The sequence below is a fragment of the Massilia agri genome (genome assembly GCF_024753255.1).
Classification (GTDB): Bacteria; Pseudomonadota; Gammaproteobacteria; order Burkholderiales; family Burkholderiaceae_D; genus Telluria; species Telluria agri.
The window spans coordinates 129,523-146,351 of the sequence record NZ_JANUHA010000010.1 but is presented as its reverse complement, the minus strand read 5'-3'; the positions used below and the strand labels follow the sequence as shown (position 1 = coordinate 146,351).

Here is a 16,829-nt window from a genome sequence, read left to right as displayed (position 1 = left end):
AAGGCATCCTTGCGGATGCCTTTCTCATGACACGGACGCTATTACTCAGCGGCAGCAGGAGCAGCAGCTGCTTTACGCTGCGGCAGCTTTTCCTTGATACGTGCCGATTTGCCCGAACGCTCACGCAGGTAGTACAGCTTGGCGCGACGGACGTCACCACGACGCTTCACTTCGATCGAAGCGATCAGCGGCGAGTACAGCTGGAAGGTACGCTCGACGCCTTCGCCCGACGAGATCTTGCGAACGATGAAGTTCGAGTTCAGGCCGCGGTTACGACGTGAGATGACGACGCCTTCGTATGCCTGGGCGCGCTTGCGGTTGCCTTCGACGACGTTGACGCTGACGACCACGGTGTCGCCCGGTGCGAAGTCAGGGATGTTGCGGCCGAGGCGCGCAATTTCTTCTTGCTCGAGTTGTTGGATCAGATCCATTTTTATCACTCCAATGACCATCTTGCCGGCGCTGTACTGGTTGCCCGGTAGAGGATGGGGTTAAACAAGCGGACAACATGTCCGCCTTCACATGTGCACAAAGCACATTCTTATTCGGCAGGCTGGTTCAGCTCCGCCAGAAACTTTTCATCAAGCTTCGTCAGCTGGCCGGCGGCGCGCGCCTTGTCCAGCAGTTCCGGCCGCTTCTTCCACGTCGCTTCCAGCATGCGCTGGCGGCGCCATTTGACGATCTCGGCGTGGTTGCCACCCATCAGGACCGGCGGCACCGCCTCGCCCTCGTAGACTTCCGGGCGCGTGTAATGCGGCGAATCGAGCAGGCCGTTGACGAAGCTGTCCTCGACCGCCGAGGCTTCGTCGCCCAGCACGCCGGGCAGCAGCCTGACTACCGCATCCATCAGCGCCATGGCCGGCAATTCCCCGCCCGACAGCACGAAGTCGCCGATCGAGATCTCCTCGTCGACACAGCGGTCCAGCAGGCGCTGGTCCACCGCTTCGTAGCGGCCGCACAGGATCACCAGTCCCGGCTCGTTCTTCAAGGCCATCGCACGTTCATGCGTCAGCGGTTTACCCTGCGGCGACATGAACACCACGCGCGGCGCCGGCAAGCCGAGCTCGACCTGGCGCGCTTTCGCGGCGGCGATGGTCGCCTCGAGCGGTTTCGCCAGCATCACCATCCCGGGGCCGCCGCCATACGGGCGGTCATCCACGGTGCGGTGGCGGTCCTGCGTGAAATCGCGCGGATTCCAGATCGTCAGGCCCCAGCGCTTCTGCTCGATCGCGCGCCGGGTCACGCCCGACTGCGTCAATGCAACGAACATTTCTGGAAACAAGCTCACGACGTCAAACTGCATCGGGACCTCGCTTCAGACGGACCGGGTCAATAATCCAGACCCCAGTCCAGGGTAATCTTTTTTGCGCCCAGGTCGACGGTCTTGACGAACTGATCCACAAACGGCACGAGGCGCTCCGACACTTTCGCATCAGGAGCACCTTCCTCGGCCGCCGGCGTGATCCGCAGGATGGACTGCGCGCCGTTGTGCATCATGTCGGTCACCTTGCCAAGGGCTTCGCCCTCCAGGTTGACCGCGTCCAGCCCGATCAGGTCGGACCAGTAGAATTCGCCTTCCTCGAGCTTCGGGAACTCGCTGCGCGCCACGAATACCCCGGCGCCCTTCAGCGCTTCGGCTTCGTTACGGTCGCGCATGCCGACCAGGGTGGCGACCACGTCGCCGCCATGCAGCTTCACGGTCCGCACGGAGACGGAGCGCTGGGCCGGCTTGTCGAGCCACCAGGTCTTGACCTTCAGCAGCGCGTCGGCATCGACCGAGAACGGGGTGACGCGAAGTCCACCCACGATCCCGAATGCGCCGGACACGTAACCGACCTGGACCAGGTCGTCGGGGACTTGCACCCCGGACGCTGCCGAATCGGTCAAGCCTTGACCTGCTTTACTTAGGCTGCTGGCTGCTGGTTGGCGACCAGGCGAGCAACGGTCGGCGACAGTTGTGCGCCAACGCCTTGCCAGTGAGCCAGACGGTCAGCAGCGATACGCAGGCCGACTTCAGCGCCCGAAGCCATCGGGTTGTAGAAACCGATGCGCTCGATGAAACGGCCATCGCGACGGTTGCGCGAATCGGTTGCAACGATGTTGTAGAACGGGCGCTTTTTTGCGCCGCCACGAGCCAAACGGATAACGACCATAATAATTCCAAAAAGTTGTATTGGACGGAGAAAGCCGACGATTATAGCGCGTAAGCCTAGATAGGGGCAAGCGTTATAGCAACACGGCGGACACGCAACGTGAGGTTCGGAGAATTGCGCATTATCGCTCATTTTTCGCCACAAGGCCACCTTCCCCTACTCCTCGCCCATCAGCACCTTGAGCATGCGCGCCGGATTGGCAAGGAAATCGCGGGTGACGCGGTAGTGTTCGGTATCCTCGTAGGCGATTTCGCGGATGCCATGTTCGCCACACTCGTAAATGGTGGCGTTCGGGTAGGCCATCAGGATGGGCGAATGGGTGGCGATGAGGAACTGGCTGTGCTCGCCGACGAGATCGTGCAAGCGGCTCAGCAGGGCGAGTTGCCGCTGCGGCGACAGGGCCGCCTCGGGTTCGTCCAGCACATAGAACCCTTCCCTGCCGAAACGGTTCATGAACAGGGCCAGGAAGGCTTCGCCATGGGACTGCTCATGCAGCGATCTGGAGCCATAGAACTGCTGCACGCCGCGTCGCTCGATCTCGCTGCTGACGTTGTAGAAGCTTTCTGCCCGCAGGAAGTAACCGTCGCGCGGACGCGCGACGCCGCGCACGAGGCGCAAGTACGCATGCAATTCGGAATGGGAGGCCCGGGTGGCGAAATTGAAATTGCGGCTGCCGCCTTCCGCATTGAATCCCATGCCGACCGCGATCGCTTCCAGCAGCGTCGACTTGCCGGAGCCGTTTTCCCCGACAAGGAAAGTCACGTTCGGGTGCAAAGGCAAGCGTTCGAGCGACCGGATGGCCGGCAGCGTGAACGGAAACAACGGCGGCTCGACCGGTGCGGTCGGCTTCATCTGGACTTCCGTGAGATAGGAACGTGACTTGAACATGGTGGCCTGGGTGCCTGACTGGGTTCACGCAATGCGTGCCTTCCTTGTCATTTTGCACCATACTCCTGTTTTCCTGAACTTTTGGCAACGCTCATGGCTGTCGCGCACAAGAACAAGACCTTCGCCACCCTCCTCGCCCTGCTGCTGGGCGGCTTCGGCGTACACCGTTTCTACCTGAAGGGCGGCACCGACCGTCTCGGCCTGCTCCACCTGTGCGCCCTCCCCCTGACCGGCATCCTGTGGGGCGCGGTGCAGCCGCACCCCTTCTATGTGCTGCTGCCGATGCTGCTGTCGTACATCGCGGGATTCGTCGAGGGGCTGGTCATCGGCTTGAGCCCGGACGAGGCCTGGGACGCGCAGTACAACAAGGGCAGCGGCAAGGCCTCGCGCTCGAACTGGATGCTGCCGCTGCTGCTGGTGCTGATCCTCGGAGTCGGGGCGATCGTGCTGATCGGGACGATCGCGCGGGTATTCGATCTGCTGTACACCGGCGGCGCTTACGGGTGATGGGACTACCGGTTTAACGTAGGGTGGGCGCTCCAGCGCCCACGCGTTCAACCGACGCGTGAACAAACGCGCAGGCTATTCACGCACTGTTTGAACGCGTGGGCGGGAAGACCCGCCCACCCTACAACAACCTCAGAACTGCTCGACGTCCAGCGCCAGCACGCCCGGCGCGCCTTCCACGATCGCGGTGCGCAGGCCAGGGGCCGAGGACAGCACGTGGTCCGCGAAGAAGCGGGCCGTCGCGATCTTGGCGCGCAGGAAGGAGGCGTCGCCCTCGCCCGCCGCCAGCTTGCGTTGCGCGACCAGGGCCGCGCGCGCCATCTGCCAGCCGCCCAGTACGATGCCGGCCAGCTTCAGGTACAACACGCTGCCCGCGAACACGGCGCGTACGTCCGACTTGGCGTTGGCCACGACGAAGTCCACCACCTCTTCCAGGGCGGCGGAACCCAGCTTGAGCTGGCGTGCGATCGCGGCGAACTCCTCACCCTGCACTTCGCCCAGCTGGGCTTCCACGGCGCGCACTTGCTTGACCAGGCCCTTGGCCACGGCGCCGCCGTCACGCACGGTCTTGCGGCCCACCAGGTCGTTCGCCTGGATGGCGGTCGTGCCTTCGTAGATGGTGAGGATCTTGGCGTCGCGGTAGTGCTGGGCCGCGCCGGTCTCCTCGATGAAGCCCATGCCGCCGTGGACCTGCACGCCGTCGCGCGCCACGTTCTCGCTCATCTCGGTCGACCAGCCCTTGATGATCGGGACCAGGTATTCGTAGACCGCGAGGTTGGCCTTGCGGGTCGCCTCGTCGGCGTGGTTGTGCGCCAGGTCAGACAAAGCGGCGCCGACATAGGCCAGCGCACGCGCGCCTTCCGTCTGCGAACGCATCGACATCAGCATGCGGCGCACGTCCGGGTGGTTGATGATGGCGACCGGGCCCGGCGAACCAGCCACTTCGCGCGACTGGATGCGGTCCTTGGCGAAGGCGACGGCCTGCTGGTAGGCGCGTTCGGCCAGGCCGACGCCCTGCATGCCGACGCCGAAGCGGGCCGCGTTCATCATGATGAACATGTATTCGAGGCCGCGGTTCTCCTCACCCACCAGGGTGCCGATGGCGCCGCCGTGGTCGCCGAACTGCAGGACCGCCGTCGGCGAAGCCTTGATGCCCAGCTTGTGTTCGATCGAGACGCAGTGGGCGTCGTTGCGCGCGCCCAGCGAGCCGTCGGCGTTGACCAGGAACTTCGGCACGATGAACAGCGAAATGCCCTTCACGCCCGGCGGCGCATCGGGGGTGCGCGCCAGCACGAGGTGGATGATGTTCTCCGCCATGTCGTGCTCGCCGTAGGTGATGAAGATCTTGGTGCCGAAGATCTTGAAGGTGCCGTCGCCCTGCGGCTCGGCGCGGGTGCGCACGGCGGCGAGATCCGAGCCGGCCTGCGGCTCGGTCAGGTTCATGGTGCCGGTCCACTTGCCGCTGATGAGCGGCTCCAGGAACAGCTTTTTCTGCTCATCCGAGCCTGCAGTCAGCAGCGCCTCGATGGCGCCGTCGGTCAGCAGCGGGGCCAGCGCGAAGGACAGGTTCGCGGCGTGCAGCATTTCCATGCACGGCGTCGCGACCAGCTTCGGCAGGCCCTGGCCGCCGAATTCGCCCGGGTGCTGGATGCCCTGCCAGCCGCCGTCGGCGAAGGCGCGGAAGGCCTCCTTGAAACCCTTCGAGGTGGTGACCGTGCCGTCGCGCCAGAAGCTCGGTTCTTTATCGCCGGCGTGGTTCAGCGGGGCGACGACTTCGCCGCAGAACTTCGCGCTCTCTTCCAGCACGGCGTCCACCGTATCCGGGGTCGCGTCTTCGCAGCCCGGGAGCTGGTTGATCTCGGCCAGGTTCGCCAGTTCGTTCAGCACGAACTGCATGTCTTTCAGCGGGGCTTGATAGCTCACCTTTGTCTCCTGATGTGACGCTTCACGTAAAAACGTCGCCCCGGCGCAGCCTTGAGGCCACACGGGAGCGACGATAGACAGCTTATGGGTCGATTAGCCCAGTTCTTTGACCAGCTGCGGGACCACTTCGAACAGGTCGCCCACCAGGCCGTAGTCAGCCACCGAGAAGATCGGCGCTTCCGGATCCTTGTTGATGGCGACGATGGTCTTCGAGTCCTTCATGCCGGCCAGGTGCTGGATCGCGCCCGAGATGCCGACCGCGATGTACAGGGTCGGGGCGACGATCTTGCCGGTCTGGCCAACCTGCCAGTCGTTCGGCACGAAGCCGGCGTCGACCGCCGCGCGCGAGGCGCCCATGGCGGCGCCCAGCTTGTCGGCCAGCGGCTCGAGCAGCTTGAAGTTCTCGGCCGAGCCGATGCCGCGGCCGCCCGACACGATGATCTTGGCGGCGGTCAGTTCCGGACGGTCCGACTTGGCCAGTTCGCGGCCCACAAAAGCCGACTTGCCCGAATCGGCCACTGCCGAGACTTGCTCGATGGCGGCCGAACCACCGGTAGCGGCCGCGTCGAAGGCGGTGCCGCGCACGGTGATGACCTTGACGCTGTCGCCCGACTGCACGGTGGCGATGGCGTTGCCGGCGTAGATCGGGCGCTCGAAGGTGTCCGGGGACTCGACCTTGGTGATTTCCGAGATCTGGGCCACGTCCAGCTTGGCGGCCACGCGCGGCAGGATGTTCTTGCCGTAGGCGGTTGCCGGAGCCAGGATGTGCGAGTAGCCGCCGGCGATCGCCAGCACCTGCTCGGCGACGTTCTCGGCCAGGCCGTCGGCGAAGTGCGGCGCGTCGGCGACCAGCACTTTCGAGACGCCCGCGATCTGCGCGGCGGCTTCGGCGGCGGCGCCGCAGCCAGATCCGGCGACCAGGATGTGGACCTCGCCGCCGCACTGGGCGGCAGCGGTCACGGTGTGGTGGGTAGCGCCCTTGAGGGAGCCGTTGTCGTGTTCAGCAATGACGAGTGCGACCATGTTCTTTTCCTAATTTGATTAGATGACTTTGGCTTCGGTGCGCAGCTTCTGCACCAGGGTCGCCACGTCGGGCACCTTGACGCCGGCCGAGCGCTTGGCCGGCTCGGTGACTTTCAGGGTCTTCAGGCGCGGGGTCACGTCGACGCCCAGGTCTTCCGGCTTGACGGTTTCCAGCGGCTTCTTCTTGGCCTTCATGATGTTCGGCAGGGTCACGTAGCGCGGCTCGTTCAGGCGCAGGTCGGTGGTGACGATGGCCGGCAGGGTGAGCTGCACGGTTTCCAGGCCGCCGTCGACTTCGCGGGTGACGGTGACCTTGCCGTCTTCCAGCACGACTTTCGATGCGAAGGTGGCTTGCGGCCAACCCAGCAGCGCAGCCAGCATCTGGCCGGTCTGGTTCGAATCGTCATCGATCGCCTGCTTGCCCAGGATGATCAGCTGCGGCTGTTCCTTGTCGGCCAAGGCCTTCATGATCTTGGCCACTGCCAGCGGCTCGGTCTCGACAGCGGTCTCGACCAGGATGCCGCGGTCGGCGCCGATCGCCATGCCGGTACGCAGGGTTTCCTGGCACTGGGGCACACCCACCGACACGGCGACCACTTCGGTGACCTTGCCGGCTTCCTTCAGGCGCGTGGCTTCTTCCAGCGCGATCTCGTCGAACGGGTTCATCGACATCTTGACATTGGCGATATCCACGCCGCTGCCGTCGGATTTGACGCGGACCTTGACGTTGTAGTCGACCACGCGTTTGACGGGTACCAGGACTTTCATAGGGTGCCTTTAGAAAATGGAATGGGTGACAGACGAAAATGGCCTAGATTATAAGAGAATTTCGGCTTCAGGTCGAAATTAAAGCACGATCGTGCGATTTTTTGCTAGAGGATTCCGACTAAAGTGCGTTTCTACAAGGTGTCGGGAATCGGAATACGGGGCGGACACAGGCCTGCCCCGCAGTGTGCGCGCGTCGCGATGGTGATTATTTGCGACGCATCAGGAAGGTGAATTCGCCGTTCTCGACGGTGTGCGCCAGCAGGGCATTGCCGGTCTGCTTGGCGAAAGCCTGGAAGTCGCGCACGGAACCGGTATCGGTGGCCACGATGCGCAGCACCTGTCCGCTTTCCATCTCGGCGAGTGCCTTCTTGGCTTTCAGGATCGGCAGCGGACAGTTCAGCCCGCGCGCATCCAGGTCTCTCTGGAATTCCATGGTATCAATGTCGATAGTGGTGTCGCTCATCGCATGCCTGCAAAGTAGGTGGTGCTCGGAAGTCGAATACTACTCCTTTTCCGGCAGTATGACGCAGCGCACCAAAATAGTCACACATTGTTGCAAAACTGCAACCAATTGTGAATTGGATCATGGTTGTGCACCAGAGCGCGGCAAAGGCGGCGCACCGGACCGGCAAGCGGCACTATCGCGGTGCGTCAAGACGTAGATGCGGCCCTCCCCCACGGATTGCAAGCGAGCGCGGCGCCAGGAGGATTACTGCTCGACGAGCTCGACGCGGCCGTTCTTCTGGCGGCCGGCATCCTCGTGGTTCGAGGCCAGCGGCGCGTACGACGCCACGCCTTTCGGGCTCAGCCGGCGCACGTCGACCTTGTAGCCCTCGGCCCTGCGGCGGGCATGGACTGTCGGAAAATATTACAGCACTTGGAAACGTTACCAACCAGTGTGATGCAAGTCTTTGTTTGCAAACAAAATCGCATTCTTGGCATAGGTCTTGCTGGAATGCCAACTCCCACAACAAGGAGACGCCCATGTTTGCAAACCTGCTTCGCACCCTGCTGTGCACCGCCCTCTTCCTCGGCGGCGCGGCCCAGGCCGCCCCCATCACCATCATCCCACCCAACGACGCTACCGGCTTCGAAGGCATGGCCATCAACGACAGCTGGTCCATGGGCCGCGGCATCACCTTCGGCGTCAGCGCGCGCCAGGCCGTCAACAGCATCGGCTTCCTGCACGACCTGAGCGGCATGGACGTGTCGTTCGGCCTGTACGAGATCTCGAAGGACAGCGTCACGCTGAAGAAGCTCGCCACCCTCGCCAGCGGCGGCTCGAACGTCAGCACGAACGGCCGCGACTGGACCGACTTTGGCCTGGCGGGCGTGGTGCTGGAGACCGGGAAGGAATACCTGCTGGAGTTCGCGTTCACGGAAGACGCCAACAGCAACTTCTACTACTACAACGACAACGTGCTGTGGGACCAGGGGCCGCTTACCGGAATCGATGGGACGATGGGAGCGGAGCTGCTCAACGCGGCGGTGGCGGGCTTCCGGATCGACGTCGAGGATGCGGCGGCGGTGCCGGAACCGGGCTCGCTGGCGCTGCTGACGATCGGTGCGGCGGCGCTGGCCCGCCGCCGCACACGCCGTCAATGACAAAACAAAACGCCGCCCGAAGGCGGCGTCGTTCATCGGCGGGGGAGACGCTTACGCGCGCTCGCCCACCCAGTTGGCCACGCCGGCCAGCGCCTGCGGCAGGCCCGACGGATCGGTACCGCCGGCCTGCGCCATGTCCGGACGGCCGCCGCCCTTGCCGCCCACCTGCTGGGCGACGAAGTTCACCAGTTCGCCGGCCTTCACCTTGCCGGTGGCGTCCTTGGTCACGCCCGCGATCAGGCTGACCTTGCCTTCGGAAACGCTGGCCAGCACGATGGCGGCGGTTTTCAGCTTGTCCTTCAGCTTGTCCATGGTTTCGCGCAGCGCGGTGACGTCGGCGCCTTCCATGGTCGCGGCCAGCACCTTGATGCCGTTCACGTCGACGGCCTTGGTCACCAGCTCGTCGCCCTGGCCCGCAGCCAGCTTCGACTTCAGCGCGGCCACTTCCTTTTCCAGCGACTTGACCTGGTCCTGCACCTGGGCGATGCGCGACGGCAGTTCGTCCGGGCTGGTTTTGAGGGCGCCGGCGGCTTCCTGCAGCTTGCGGTTGATCGACTGCACCAGGGCCAGCGCGCCTTCGCCGGTCACGGCCTCGACGCGGCGGATGCCGGCTGCGACGCCGCCTTCCGACACGATCTTGAAGAGACCGATGTCGCCGGTGCGGGTCACGTGCACGCCGCCGCACAGCTCTTTCGAGGAGCCGATGTCCAGCACGCGCACGGTGTCGCCGTACTTCTCGCCGAACAGCGCCATCGCACCGTGCTTCACCGCGTCGTCGAACGACATGTGGTGCGCGGCGGTAGCGTGGTTCTCGAGGATCTCGCGGTTGACGATGGCTTCCACTTTCGCGATCTCTTCAGCGGTCAGGGGAGCCGAGTGGCTGAAGTCGAAACGGGTCTTCTCGGCATCGACCAGCGAGCCTTTCTGCTGCACGTGCGAGCCCAGCACTTCGCGCAGGGCCTTGTGCATCAGGTGGGTCGCCGAGTGGTTGCGAATGGTGCGCGCGCGCTTGACGGTGTCCACTTGCGCGTCGACGGTGTCGCCGACCTTGAGCGAACCTTCGCGCAGCACGCCGTGGTGGCCGAAGACTTCGGCCTGGATCTTCAGGGTGTCTTCGACTTCGAACACGTTGGAACCAAGGCGGATCACGCCCTGGTCGCCCACCTGGCCGCCCGACTCCGCGTAGAACGGGGTGGTGTCCAGCACCACGATGCCGGCCTGGCCGGCCTTCAGTTCCTGCACCGAGACGCCGTCCGCGTACAGGGCCAGCACGTGGGTGTTGTGGGCCAGCGATTCGTAGCCGACGAACTTGGTCTTCTCGCCCGCGTACTCGACGTTGGCGGCCATCTTGAACTTGCCGGCGGCGCGCGCGGTCTTCTTCTGCTGCTCCATCGCGGCCGCGAAGCCTGCCTCGTCCAGGGTCACGCCGCGCTCGCGGCAGATGTCGGCGGTGAGATCCAGCGGGAAGCCATAGGTGTCGTACAGGGTGAAGGCGGTGGCGCCGTCCAGGTTCTTCGCATCCTTGGAGAGTTGGGCTTCCAGGATCTTCATGCCGTTTTCCAGGGTCTCGCCGAAACGCTCTTCCTCGGCCTTGAGCACCTGGGCGACGCGGTCTTTCGCTTCGCGCAGTTCCGGATAGGCTTCGCCCATCTCGATGTCGAGGTCCGCCACCAGCTTGTGGAAGAACGGTTTGGTCTGGCCCAGCTTGTGGCCGTGGCGCAGGGCGCGGCGGATGATGCGGCGCAGGACGTAGCCGTGGCCTTCGCTGCTCGGGATGATGCCGTCGACGATCAGGAAGGAAGCCGCGCGGATGTGGTCGGCGATGACCTTCAGCGAGTTGTTCTCCAGGTCAGTCGCGCCGGTTTCGCGCGCGGCAGCCTTGATCAGGGCCTGGAACAGGTCGATCTCGTAGTTGCTGTGCACGTGCTGCAGCACCGCGGCCAGGCGCTCCATGCCCATGCCGGTGTCGATCGACGGCTTCGGCAGCGGGGTCAGGGTACCCGATTCATCGCGGTTGAACTGCATGAACACCAGGTTCCAGATCTCGATGAAGCGGTCGCCGTCTTCTTCCGGCGAGCCCGGAGGACCGCCCCAGATGTCGGCGCCGTGGTCGTAGAACACCTCGGTGCAGGGGCCGCAGGGGCCGGTGTCGGCCATCTGCCAGAAGTTGTCCGATGCGTAGCGCGCGCCCTTGTTGTCGCCGATGCGGATGATGCGCTCTTTCGGCACGCCGATCTCGTTGGCCCAGATGTCGTAGGCCTCGTCGTCCTCGAAGTAGACGGTCACGGTCAGCTTCTCGGCGGGCAGCATGTAGACCTTGGTCAGCAGCTCCCAGCAGTAGTTGATCGCGTCGCGCTTGAAGTAGTCGCCGAAGCTGAAGTTACCCAGCATTTCGAAGAAGGTGTGGTGACGCGCGGTGTAGCCGACGTTTTCCAGGTCATTGTGCTTGCCGCCGGCGCGCACGCAGCGCTGCACGGTGGTGGCGCGCGAGTACGGGCGCGTATCCAGGCCCAGGAACACGTCCTTGAACTGCACCATCCCGCTGTTCGTCAGCAGCATGGTCGGGTCGTTGCCCGGCACCAGCGGGCTGGAACGGACGATGGTGTGGCCTTTGGACTCGAAGAACTTGAGGAACTTTTCGCGGATTTCGGAGGATTTCATGTCTTGGGGGCGGAAATAGGGGAGCGTACGCTATAAAAAAACGATTATAGCGTAGCCAGGGCGCCGCTTATCAGTCGGGCCGATATTTACGCCCCCGGAGGCTCAGCGCAGCAGCGACAGCACCGCCCTTGGCTGCTGGTTCGCCTGCGCCAGCATCGCCGATGCCGCCTGCTGCAGGATCTGGGCCCGCGTCAGGCCCGCCGCCGATGTGGCGACATTGACGCCATCGATGCGCTCTTTGGCCGCCGCCATGTTGACGGCGTCGCTCTGCAGGCTGCTTGCCGCCATGTCGAGACGGTTGCTGGAAGCGCCCACCGCCACGCGCTGCTTGTTGACGAAGTCGAGCGCCTCGTCCACGTGCAGCAGCGAGATGGCGCCGCTGCGCATGTCGAGGTTGGCGAGACCGAGCGCGCGCGCGTTCATGGCCGAGAACTGCAGCTCGATGAATTCGCCGGCGCCCTCCCCCGCCTGGATCTGCACCCGGCGGATGCCCGTGCCGCCGCCGAGCTCGGGGTAGGCCACCTCGAAGCCGGCCAATCCATCCTTCGCATTGTTGTCGCCCGCATCCGCCACCACCGCGCGGGCGTCGAGGGCCTGGCCGCCGTCGGCATCGAGGCCGCCGATGGCGCCGGTGTCGGCATTCGTGAGGTTGACCTTCGTGTTCACGAAGTTCACCCCGTTGATGCCGCCGAAATCGGCCAGGGAGGCGGCTTCCGATGCGATTTCGCCCTTGCTGACGGCGTTCAGGGCCTGGCCCAGGTTGGCGCCCTGGTTCTGGTTCAGGTACTGCATCACGCCCTTGATGCCGCCTTCCACCCCAGGCCCTTGAGCTTGTCGTGCAGGTAGCGGGCGGCGAGGTAGCCGCCCTCGTAGACGAAGCCGCCGCCCGCCACCCCGGCGACGATGGTGGCGACCGAGTTGCCGCTCGCGATCGAGCCGCGCACGCGCTCGTCGGCGCCCTGGATCAGCTCCGCCGTGCCTTCCACGAACCAGTCGGGCAGCGCCGTGAAGTTCATGGTGCGCGACATGACCGCGTGCGCCATCTCGTGCGCGACGACGCGGTCGTTGTAGTACGGCGAGCCGCCGCCGTCGCGGGTGTCGCCCGAGCCGAAATCGGCCATGTCGAGATTCAGGTGCAGGTTGGTGTACTTGCCCCCGACGTCGGCGCCCGACACCGAGGCCAGTACCCCGGCGGCCCCGTCGGTAGTATCGAGGCTGACCGTGATCTTGACCCCGTCGCCCTCGATCCCGTAGTACTGCTTGACCATCTGCTCGGCCGAACTCAGCCAGCCGCTCTTGAGGCCGTCGAGCACGCGCCGCTTCTTCTCGTCGCCGCCGATGCTGCCGCCGTCCTGGGAAAACAGGGTCTCGCCGTTGAACCTGGTCTGCTCGCCCACCTGGTCGATGTGCGCGAGGATCTCCAGCGCTTCGGTCTGCAGGGCGGCGCGGTCGCCGTCCCCGTAACTGCCGTTGCCGGACGCGACCGCCAGCTCGCGCAGGCGCTGCAGGCTCTCGACCACGGTCGCCATCGCGCCCTCGGCCACCTGCAGCATCGAGGCGCCGTCATTGATGCTGCGCAGGGCCTGGCTGATGCCGCGCTGGCCGGATGCCATGCGCGAGGAAATCGCCTGCCCGGCAGGGTCGTCCCGCGCGCCATTGATGCGCGAGCCCGCGGACAGCTGTTCCATCAGCTTTTCCTGGGCCGTATTGTGCGATCTGAGCGCGCGCTGCGCGCCCATCGACAGGACGTTGGTCGTGATTGATATTGACATAATGACATGCACCTCGGGGTGGTCGCATGTCATTAACGACAACTGGTCACACTACTTGAGGACCAGGATGATTATTTTGCTAAAGAATTCCTTGATACGCGCTAAGCCGCCTTGCGCCCGAAATCCGGGCCGATCAGGTCGATGCGGTCGGTGCAGAAAGCTTCCACGCCCCAACCCAGCAGTTCAGCCGCACGCGCCGGCTCGTTGACGGTGTAGCAGAACAGTCCGAAGCCGGCATCGAGCACGGCGCGGGCCAGGGCCGGGGTCAGGTGGCGGTGGTTGGCATGGATCGCGCTCGCCTCGACCGAGCGCGCCAGCGGCTCCCAGCCGGGCGGCAGCTCGCTCATCAGGCAGGCGCGCGGCAGGTCGGGGGCCACGCGCCGCGCCGCCTCCAGCGCGGCGAAGCTGAACGAGGACAGCAGCGGCAGTTTCGCCAGCTGGCCGCCCGCCAGCTCGTCCGCGAACATGGCGCGCGCGATGCGGGCCACCGTCTCGCCGGTCTCGACGTCGAAGCCGCGCGCAGGCTTGATCTCGATGTTCATCCAGATGCCGTTGGCCTTGCAGAACTGGGCGAACTCGACGAACAGCGGCACCACTTCGGCCCGGTAGTCGACGCCGAACCAGCTGCCGGCATCCATGCGCGCCAGCTCCAGCCCGTCATAGTCGAACACGTGGCCGGCCCCGCTCACGGTGCGGCCCAGGTAGGGGTCATGCATCACCACCGGCACGCCGTCGCGCGCCAGCATGACGTCGAATTCCACGGCGCGGAAACCGAAGTCCATGCCGCGCCTCAGGCCCGCGAAGGTGTTCTCGGGCGCCAGGGTGCCGCCGCCGCGGTGGGCCAGGATCCGGGGATAGGGCCACATGCTCTTCCTTTCGCGGGTTCAGTCGATGGCCGGCGCAGCGAGCTGCCGGGACAGGTAGACGAACAGGCCGATGTTGACGGCGACGCTCACGTGGAACTTCCACTGGAACGACACTTTCGAAGTCTTGTGGCGCAGCCACTGCTGCGCCAGCAGTCCGCCGGGCCAGCCGCCCACCAGGCCGAGCAGCAACAGCCAGGCTTCCGGCGTGCGCCAGCTCTTGTTGCGCGCCGCCGATTTATCGATGGCATAAGCCAAGAAGCAGCCCAGGCTGACCGCCAGGTAGGCGAGGCCGACCAGGGGCGGCAGCTTCCACGACAGCGCGGCGAAGCCGTAGATGGCAGCGAACAGCAGGAGCGGCAAGTAAGGCATGCCCAAAAGCTTACCTTCGGCAAGTCTGGATGTCCATACGGCAAATGGTCCAGTTCGCGGCGCGACGGTGGGATAGCGAACAGAGACATCCGCACAAAGCGCCTACCCTCGACCTTCAACCGACTCACGAGCAGGAGAACCAGATGGCCTTCGACTTAGGCAACTTACTGTCGCAATACCTTGGCGGCGGCAACCAGGACAAGGCGGCGGACGACTTCGACCGGGTGGCGCAGAGCGCGCCGCGCGAGACGGTCGCCGAGGGCGTGGCCAGCGCGCTGCGCTCGGACCAGACCCCGCCCTTCCCGCAGGTCGTCAGCCAGCTGTTCGGGCAGAGCGACGCGAACGGCCGGGCCGGCATGCTGAACCAGATGCTCGGTTCGCTGAATCCGGCCATGCTGTCCTCGATCGGCGGCGGCATCTTCGGCAAGCTGTTCGGCGGCGGCAGGCAGGTGACGCCGGAAGAGGCCGCGCAGGTCTCCCCCGAACAGGTGCGCGAACTGGCCGAGCAGGCCGAGAAACAAAACCCGGGCATCGTCGACCGCATGAGCGCCTTCTATGCCGAACATCCGACGCTGGTCAAGGCGATCGGCGGCGCCGCCCTGGCGCTGGCGCTGGGCCACGTGGCGCAACGCATGCGCCCCCAATCCACCAACCAAGGAGATGACATGGGCATCCTGAGCAATATTTTCAGCAAGATCTTCCCGAAATCCCACGCCGCCAACAAGGGACCGGCGCCCCAGGCCCAGGCCCCGGCGCCCCAGCCGCAGGCTGCTCCCCAGGCCGCGCCCCAGGCCGCCCCGCAGGCCGCGCCGCAAGCCCAGCCCCAGGCCCAGGCCGCGCCGGCCGCGATGAACCAGGTCGACGTCGAGGAGATCCTGACCAATATGCAGAAATCGTCCGGCCAGCAGCTGAACTGGCGCACCTCGATCGTCGACCTGATGAAGCTGCTCGGCCTGGACAGCAGCCTGCAGGCGCGCAAGGAACTGGCCGCCGAGCTGCACTACACCGGCGACACGGGCGACTCGGCCGCCATGAACATCTGGCTGCACCGCCAGGTCATGAACAAGCTGGCGGCCAACGGCGGCAAGGTGCCCGCCGACCTGCGCGACTGATCAATCCGCCAGCGAGGTATTGGCCGGCGTCCCGCAGGAAAAGCAGAAGCGTGCGAAGGCATTCTTGCGGGTAGTACAGCAGCCGCATTTGTCGAACAGGCCGATGCCGCAGTGCGGGCAGTAATCCAGGCTGCCGTCCTTCAGGTCGACCGGACGCTCGCAGCCCGGGCACACGCTCTTGCCCAGCCGGGCCAGGGCGGTGTCGTAGCGCAGCGTCTGGCGGCGCTGCGCGTCCGGCAGCGCCTCGGCCTCCTTCTGGCGCGCCAGGTAGCGCTGCAGCGAAACAATCGCGTAGCGGCCGACCAGGAAGGTGAGGACGATGCCGACCAGGTAGCGCACATAGCCGCCATAGCTCGGCAGGTAGGGCACCAGCTCGAAGAAGAAGGTGAACAGGGCGAAGATGATGAAGCCCCAGACGAAGGGCCAGTAGGCGCCCTTGCGCTTCTTCGCGAACAGCCAGCCGGCAAGCACCAGCAGCGGCAGGGTCAGCGCCAGGCGGTAGAGGAAGACGCGCAATTCCTTGGCCTGCGCCGCATCGACGAAGGCCGCGCGGGCCGGACCTTCCATCTTTTCCCAGCGGTCCCCGGCCTTTTGCAGGGCCTGGTTGGCGTCGAGCAGGACCTGCTCCTGCGCCTGCACCGCCGCGAGCGCCGTGCGCTCCTGGGCGGCCAAAGCGTCGACCGCCCTGGTACGGTTGATCAGCTCCGGATCCTGGTCCGGCCGCGCGGTGGCGTGACGTGTGGCGAGCCAGTTATCCAGGGTCTCGCGCGCAGTCCGGGTATTCGAGCGCGCCACCTCGTGCTTCTGGGTCGCCTGCTCGAATTCCAGCTGGGCGGCATCGCGCCGGTCCCTGGCTTGCTCCTGCCCGGCGCGCAGCGCGGCCACCTGGGCCGGGTCCATGAACTGCTCGACCGTGAGTTCGGGCTCGACATCCCACAGGTTGCCGACGATGGCGCTGCCGAGGCCGATCAGGAATGCCGCGAAGGCGAAGGCGACCAGCCACAGGGCGCGTTGCAGCCATTTCTCGGTGAAGCGCAAGCCTTTGCTCATGGAATTTCTCCAGTGACAGTGAAGCGTGCAGCTTGCCACGGGAAGAAAGTGCGTTCCAGTATCTAACGCAAGAGCCGTACGTGATGGTACGGGCGGTATCGGAGGACGATACCGCCGGGAGGGCGGCAAGAC

General features: G+C 65.2%; 18 protein-coding genes. 3 read left to right on the top strand and 15 right to left on the bottom strand.

Going from position 1 to position 16,829, the window contains the following annotated elements; genetic code table 11:
* Positions 1–41: 41 nt before the first annotated feature.
* From rplS to NX780_RS15475, 5 genes are all read right to left on the bottom strand, one after another.
* Positions 42–431 carry a 50S ribosomal protein L19 gene (rplS, locus tag NX780_RS15495; protein ID WP_258828768.1) on the bottom strand — a complete coding sequence of 130 codons (390 nt, stop codon included), beginning with the start codon at positions 429–431 and terminating at the stop codon, positions 42–44.
* Positions 432–541: 110 nt separating this feature from the next.
* Positions 542–1,303, bottom strand: coding sequence for a tRNA (guanosine(37)-N1)-methyltransferase TrmD (gene trmD / locus NX780_RS15490; protein WP_258828767.1), 762 nt, complete (start codon positions 1,301–1,303; stop codon positions 542–544).
* Positions 1,304–1,329: 26 nt separating this feature from the next.
* Complete coding sequence (gene rimM, locus NX780_RS15485; RefSeq protein ID WP_258828766.1) at positions 1,330–1,887, bottom strand: ribosome maturation factor RimM; 558 nt, start codon at positions 1,885–1,887, stop codon at positions 1,330–1,332.
* Between the two features lie 17 nt (positions 1,888–1,904).
* Positions 1,905–2,153 carry a 30S ribosomal protein S16 gene (gene rpsP, locus NX780_RS15480; protein ID WP_036216003.1) on the bottom strand — a complete coding sequence of 83 codons (249 nt, stop codon included), beginning with the start codon at positions 2,151–2,153 and terminating at the stop codon, positions 1,905–1,907.
* 156 nt (positions 2,154–2,309) lie between these two features.
* The gene (locus NX780_RS15475) at positions 2,310–3,041 is read right to left on the bottom strand and encodes an AAA family ATPase (RefSeq protein WP_370663616.1); all 732 of its coding nucleotides are present in this window, start codon (positions 3,039–3,041) and stop codon (positions 2,310–2,312) included.
* 93 nt (positions 3,042–3,134) lie between these two features.
* Between NX780_RS15475 and NX780_RS15470 the strand changes: the two genes are divergently transcribed.
* On the top strand, positions 3,135–3,548 hold the full coding sequence (locus NX780_RS15470; RefSeq protein ID WP_258828765.1) for an NINE protein: 414 nt from the start codon (positions 3,135–3,137) through the stop codon (positions 3,546–3,548).
* A gap of 132 nt (positions 3,549–3,680) precedes the next feature.
* Here the strand turns inward: NX780_RS15470 and NX780_RS15465 are convergent, their stop codons facing one another.
* From NX780_RS15465 to NX780_RS15450, 4 genes are all read right to left on the bottom strand, one after another.
* Positions 3,681–5,471 carry an acyl-CoA dehydrogenase gene (locus NX780_RS15465; RefSeq protein ID WP_258828764.1) on the bottom strand — a complete coding sequence of 597 codons (1,791 nt, stop codon included), beginning with the start codon at positions 5,469–5,471 and terminating at the stop codon, positions 3,681–3,683.
* Positions 5,472–5,564: 93 nt separating this feature from the next.
* Positions 5,565–6,494 (bottom strand): electron transfer flavoprotein subunit alpha/FixB family protein, encoded by a 930-nt coding sequence (locus tag NX780_RS15460; protein WP_258828763.1) that lies wholly within the window; start codon positions 6,492–6,494, stop codon positions 5,565–5,567.
* Positions 6,495–6,512: 18 nt separating this feature from the next.
* On the bottom strand, positions 6,513–7,262 hold the full coding sequence (locus NX780_RS15455) for an electron transfer flavoprotein subunit beta/FixA family protein (RefSeq protein ID WP_258828762.1): 750 nt from the start codon (positions 7,260–7,262) through the stop codon (positions 6,513–6,515).
* Between the two features lie 205 nt (positions 7,263–7,467).
* Positions 7,468–7,695: a sulfurtransferase TusA family protein gene (locus NX780_RS15450; RefSeq protein ID WP_036216507.1), complete on the bottom strand. Its 228-nt coding sequence runs from the start codon at positions 7,693–7,695 to the stop codon at positions 7,468–7,470.
* 551 nt (positions 7,696–8,246) lie between these two features.
* On the opposite strand from NX780_RS15450, the gene NX780_RS15445 reads away from it, so the two are divergent.
* Complete coding sequence (locus tag NX780_RS15445) at positions 8,247–8,867, top strand: PEP-CTERM sorting domain-containing protein (protein WP_258828761.1); 621 nt, start codon at positions 8,247–8,249, stop codon at positions 8,865–8,867.
* Between the two features lie 51 nt (positions 8,868–8,918).
* On the opposite strand, the gene alaS is transcribed toward NX780_RS15445, so the two are convergent.
* The 5 genes from alaS to NX780_RS15420 all read right to left on the bottom strand — a co-directional run bounded on the left by alaS (position 8,919) and on the right by NX780_RS15420 (position 14,535).
* Positions 8,919–11,528: an alanine--tRNA ligase gene (gene alaS / locus NX780_RS15440; protein ID WP_258828760.1), complete on the bottom strand. Its 2,610-nt coding sequence runs from the start codon at positions 11,526–11,528 to the stop codon at positions 8,919–8,921.
* A gap of 102 nt (positions 11,529–11,630) precedes the next feature.
* A complete protein-coding gene (locus NX780_RS25330) occupies positions 11,631–12,344 on the bottom strand; it encodes a flagellin (protein ID WP_258828759.1) in 714 nt (237 codons plus the stop codon).
* Complete coding sequence (locus tag NX780_RS15430; protein WP_258828758.1) at positions 12,320–13,300, bottom strand: flagellinolysin; 981 nt, start codon at positions 13,298–13,300, stop codon at positions 12,320–12,322. Before NX780_RS15430 ends, NX780_RS25330 begins: the two co-directional genes overlap by 25 nt.
* A 101-nt stretch (positions 13,301–13,401) precedes the next feature.
* Positions 13,402–14,166 (bottom strand): glycerophosphodiester phosphodiesterase, encoded by a 765-nt coding sequence (gene ugpQ, locus NX780_RS15425; RefSeq protein WP_258828757.1) that lies wholly within the window; start codon positions 14,164–14,166, stop codon positions 13,402–13,404.
* 18 nt (positions 14,167–14,184) lie between these two features.
* Positions 14,185–14,535 (bottom strand): DUF1294 domain-containing protein, encoded by a 351-nt coding sequence (locus tag NX780_RS15420; RefSeq protein WP_258828756.1) that lies wholly within the window; start codon positions 14,533–14,535, stop codon positions 14,185–14,187.
* Between the two features lie 665 nt (positions 14,536–15,200).
* Here NX780_RS15420 and NX780_RS15415 point away from each other — a divergent pair.
* Positions 15,201–15,647 carry a DUF3597 domain-containing protein gene (locus NX780_RS15415; RefSeq protein ID WP_258828808.1) on the top strand — a complete coding sequence of 149 codons (447 nt, stop codon included), beginning with the start codon at positions 15,201–15,203 and terminating at the stop codon, positions 15,645–15,647.
* Here NX780_RS15415 and NX780_RS15410 read toward each other — a convergent pair whose 3' ends face one another.
* Entirely contained in the window at positions 15,648–16,697 is a 1,050-nt protein-coding gene (locus NX780_RS15410; protein ID WP_258828755.1) for a zinc ribbon domain-containing protein, read from the bottom strand. It lies immediately after the preceding gene.
* Positions 16,698–16,829 lie beyond the last annotated feature (132 nt).

Excerpts from the sequence above, each read along its gene's own strand:
- rplS (WP_258828768.1), bottom strand. The coding sequence starts at position 431 with ATGGATCTGATCCAACAACTCGAGCAAGAAGAAATTGCGCGCCTCGGC.
- trmD (WP_258828767.1), bottom strand. The coding sequence starts at position 1,303 with ATGCAGTTTGACGTCGTGAGCTTGTTTCCAGAAATGTTCGTTGCATTG.
- rpsP (WP_036216003.1), bottom strand. The coding sequence starts at position 2,153 with ATGGTCGTTATCCGTTTGGCTCGTGGCGGCGCAAAAAAGCGCCCGTTC.
- NX780_RS15475 (WP_370663616.1), bottom strand. The coding sequence starts at position 3,041 with ATGTTCAAGTCACGTTCCTATCTCACGGAAGTCCAGATGAAGCCGACC.
- NX780_RS15470 (WP_258828765.1), top strand. The coding sequence starts at position 3,135 with ATGGCTGTCGCGCACAAGAACAAGACCTTCGCCACCCTCCTCGCCCTG.
- NX780_RS15460 (WP_258828763.1), bottom strand. The coding sequence starts at position 6,494 with ATGGTCGCACTCGTCATTGCTGAACACGACAACGGCTCCCTCAAGGGC.
- NX780_RS15455 (WP_258828762.1), bottom strand. The coding sequence starts at position 7,262 with ATGAAAGTCCTGGTACCCGTCAAACGCGTGGTCGACTACAACGTCAAG.
- NX780_RS15450 (WP_036216507.1), bottom strand. The coding sequence starts at position 7,695 with ATGGAATTCCAGAGAGACCTGGATGCGCGCGGGCTGAACTGTCCGCTG.
- NX780_RS15445 (WP_258828761.1), top strand. The coding sequence starts at position 8,247 with ATGTTTGCAAACCTGCTTCGCACCCTGCTGTGCACCGCCCTCTTCCTC.
- alaS (WP_258828760.1), bottom strand. The coding sequence starts at position 11,528 with ATGAAATCCTCCGAAATCCGCGAAAAGTTCCTCAAGTTCTTCGAGTCC.
- NX780_RS15430 (WP_258828758.1), bottom strand. The coding sequence starts at position 13,300 with ATGTCAATATCAATCACGACCAACGTCCTGTCGATGGGCGCGCAGCGC.
- ugpQ (WP_258828757.1), bottom strand. The coding sequence starts at position 14,166 with ATGTGGCCCTATCCCCGGATCCTGGCCCACCGCGGCGGCGGCACCCTG.
- NX780_RS15420 (WP_258828756.1), bottom strand. The coding sequence starts at position 14,535 with ATGCCTTACTTGCCGCTCCTGCTGTTCGCTGCCATCTACGGCTTCGCC.
- NX780_RS15415 (WP_258828808.1), top strand. The coding sequence starts at position 15,201 with ATGGGCATCCTGAGCAATATTTTCAGCAAGATCTTCCCGAAATCCCAC.
- NX780_RS15410 (WP_258828755.1), bottom strand. The coding sequence starts at position 16,697 with ATGAGCAAAGGCTTGCGCTTCACCGAGAAATGGCTGCAACGCGCCCTG.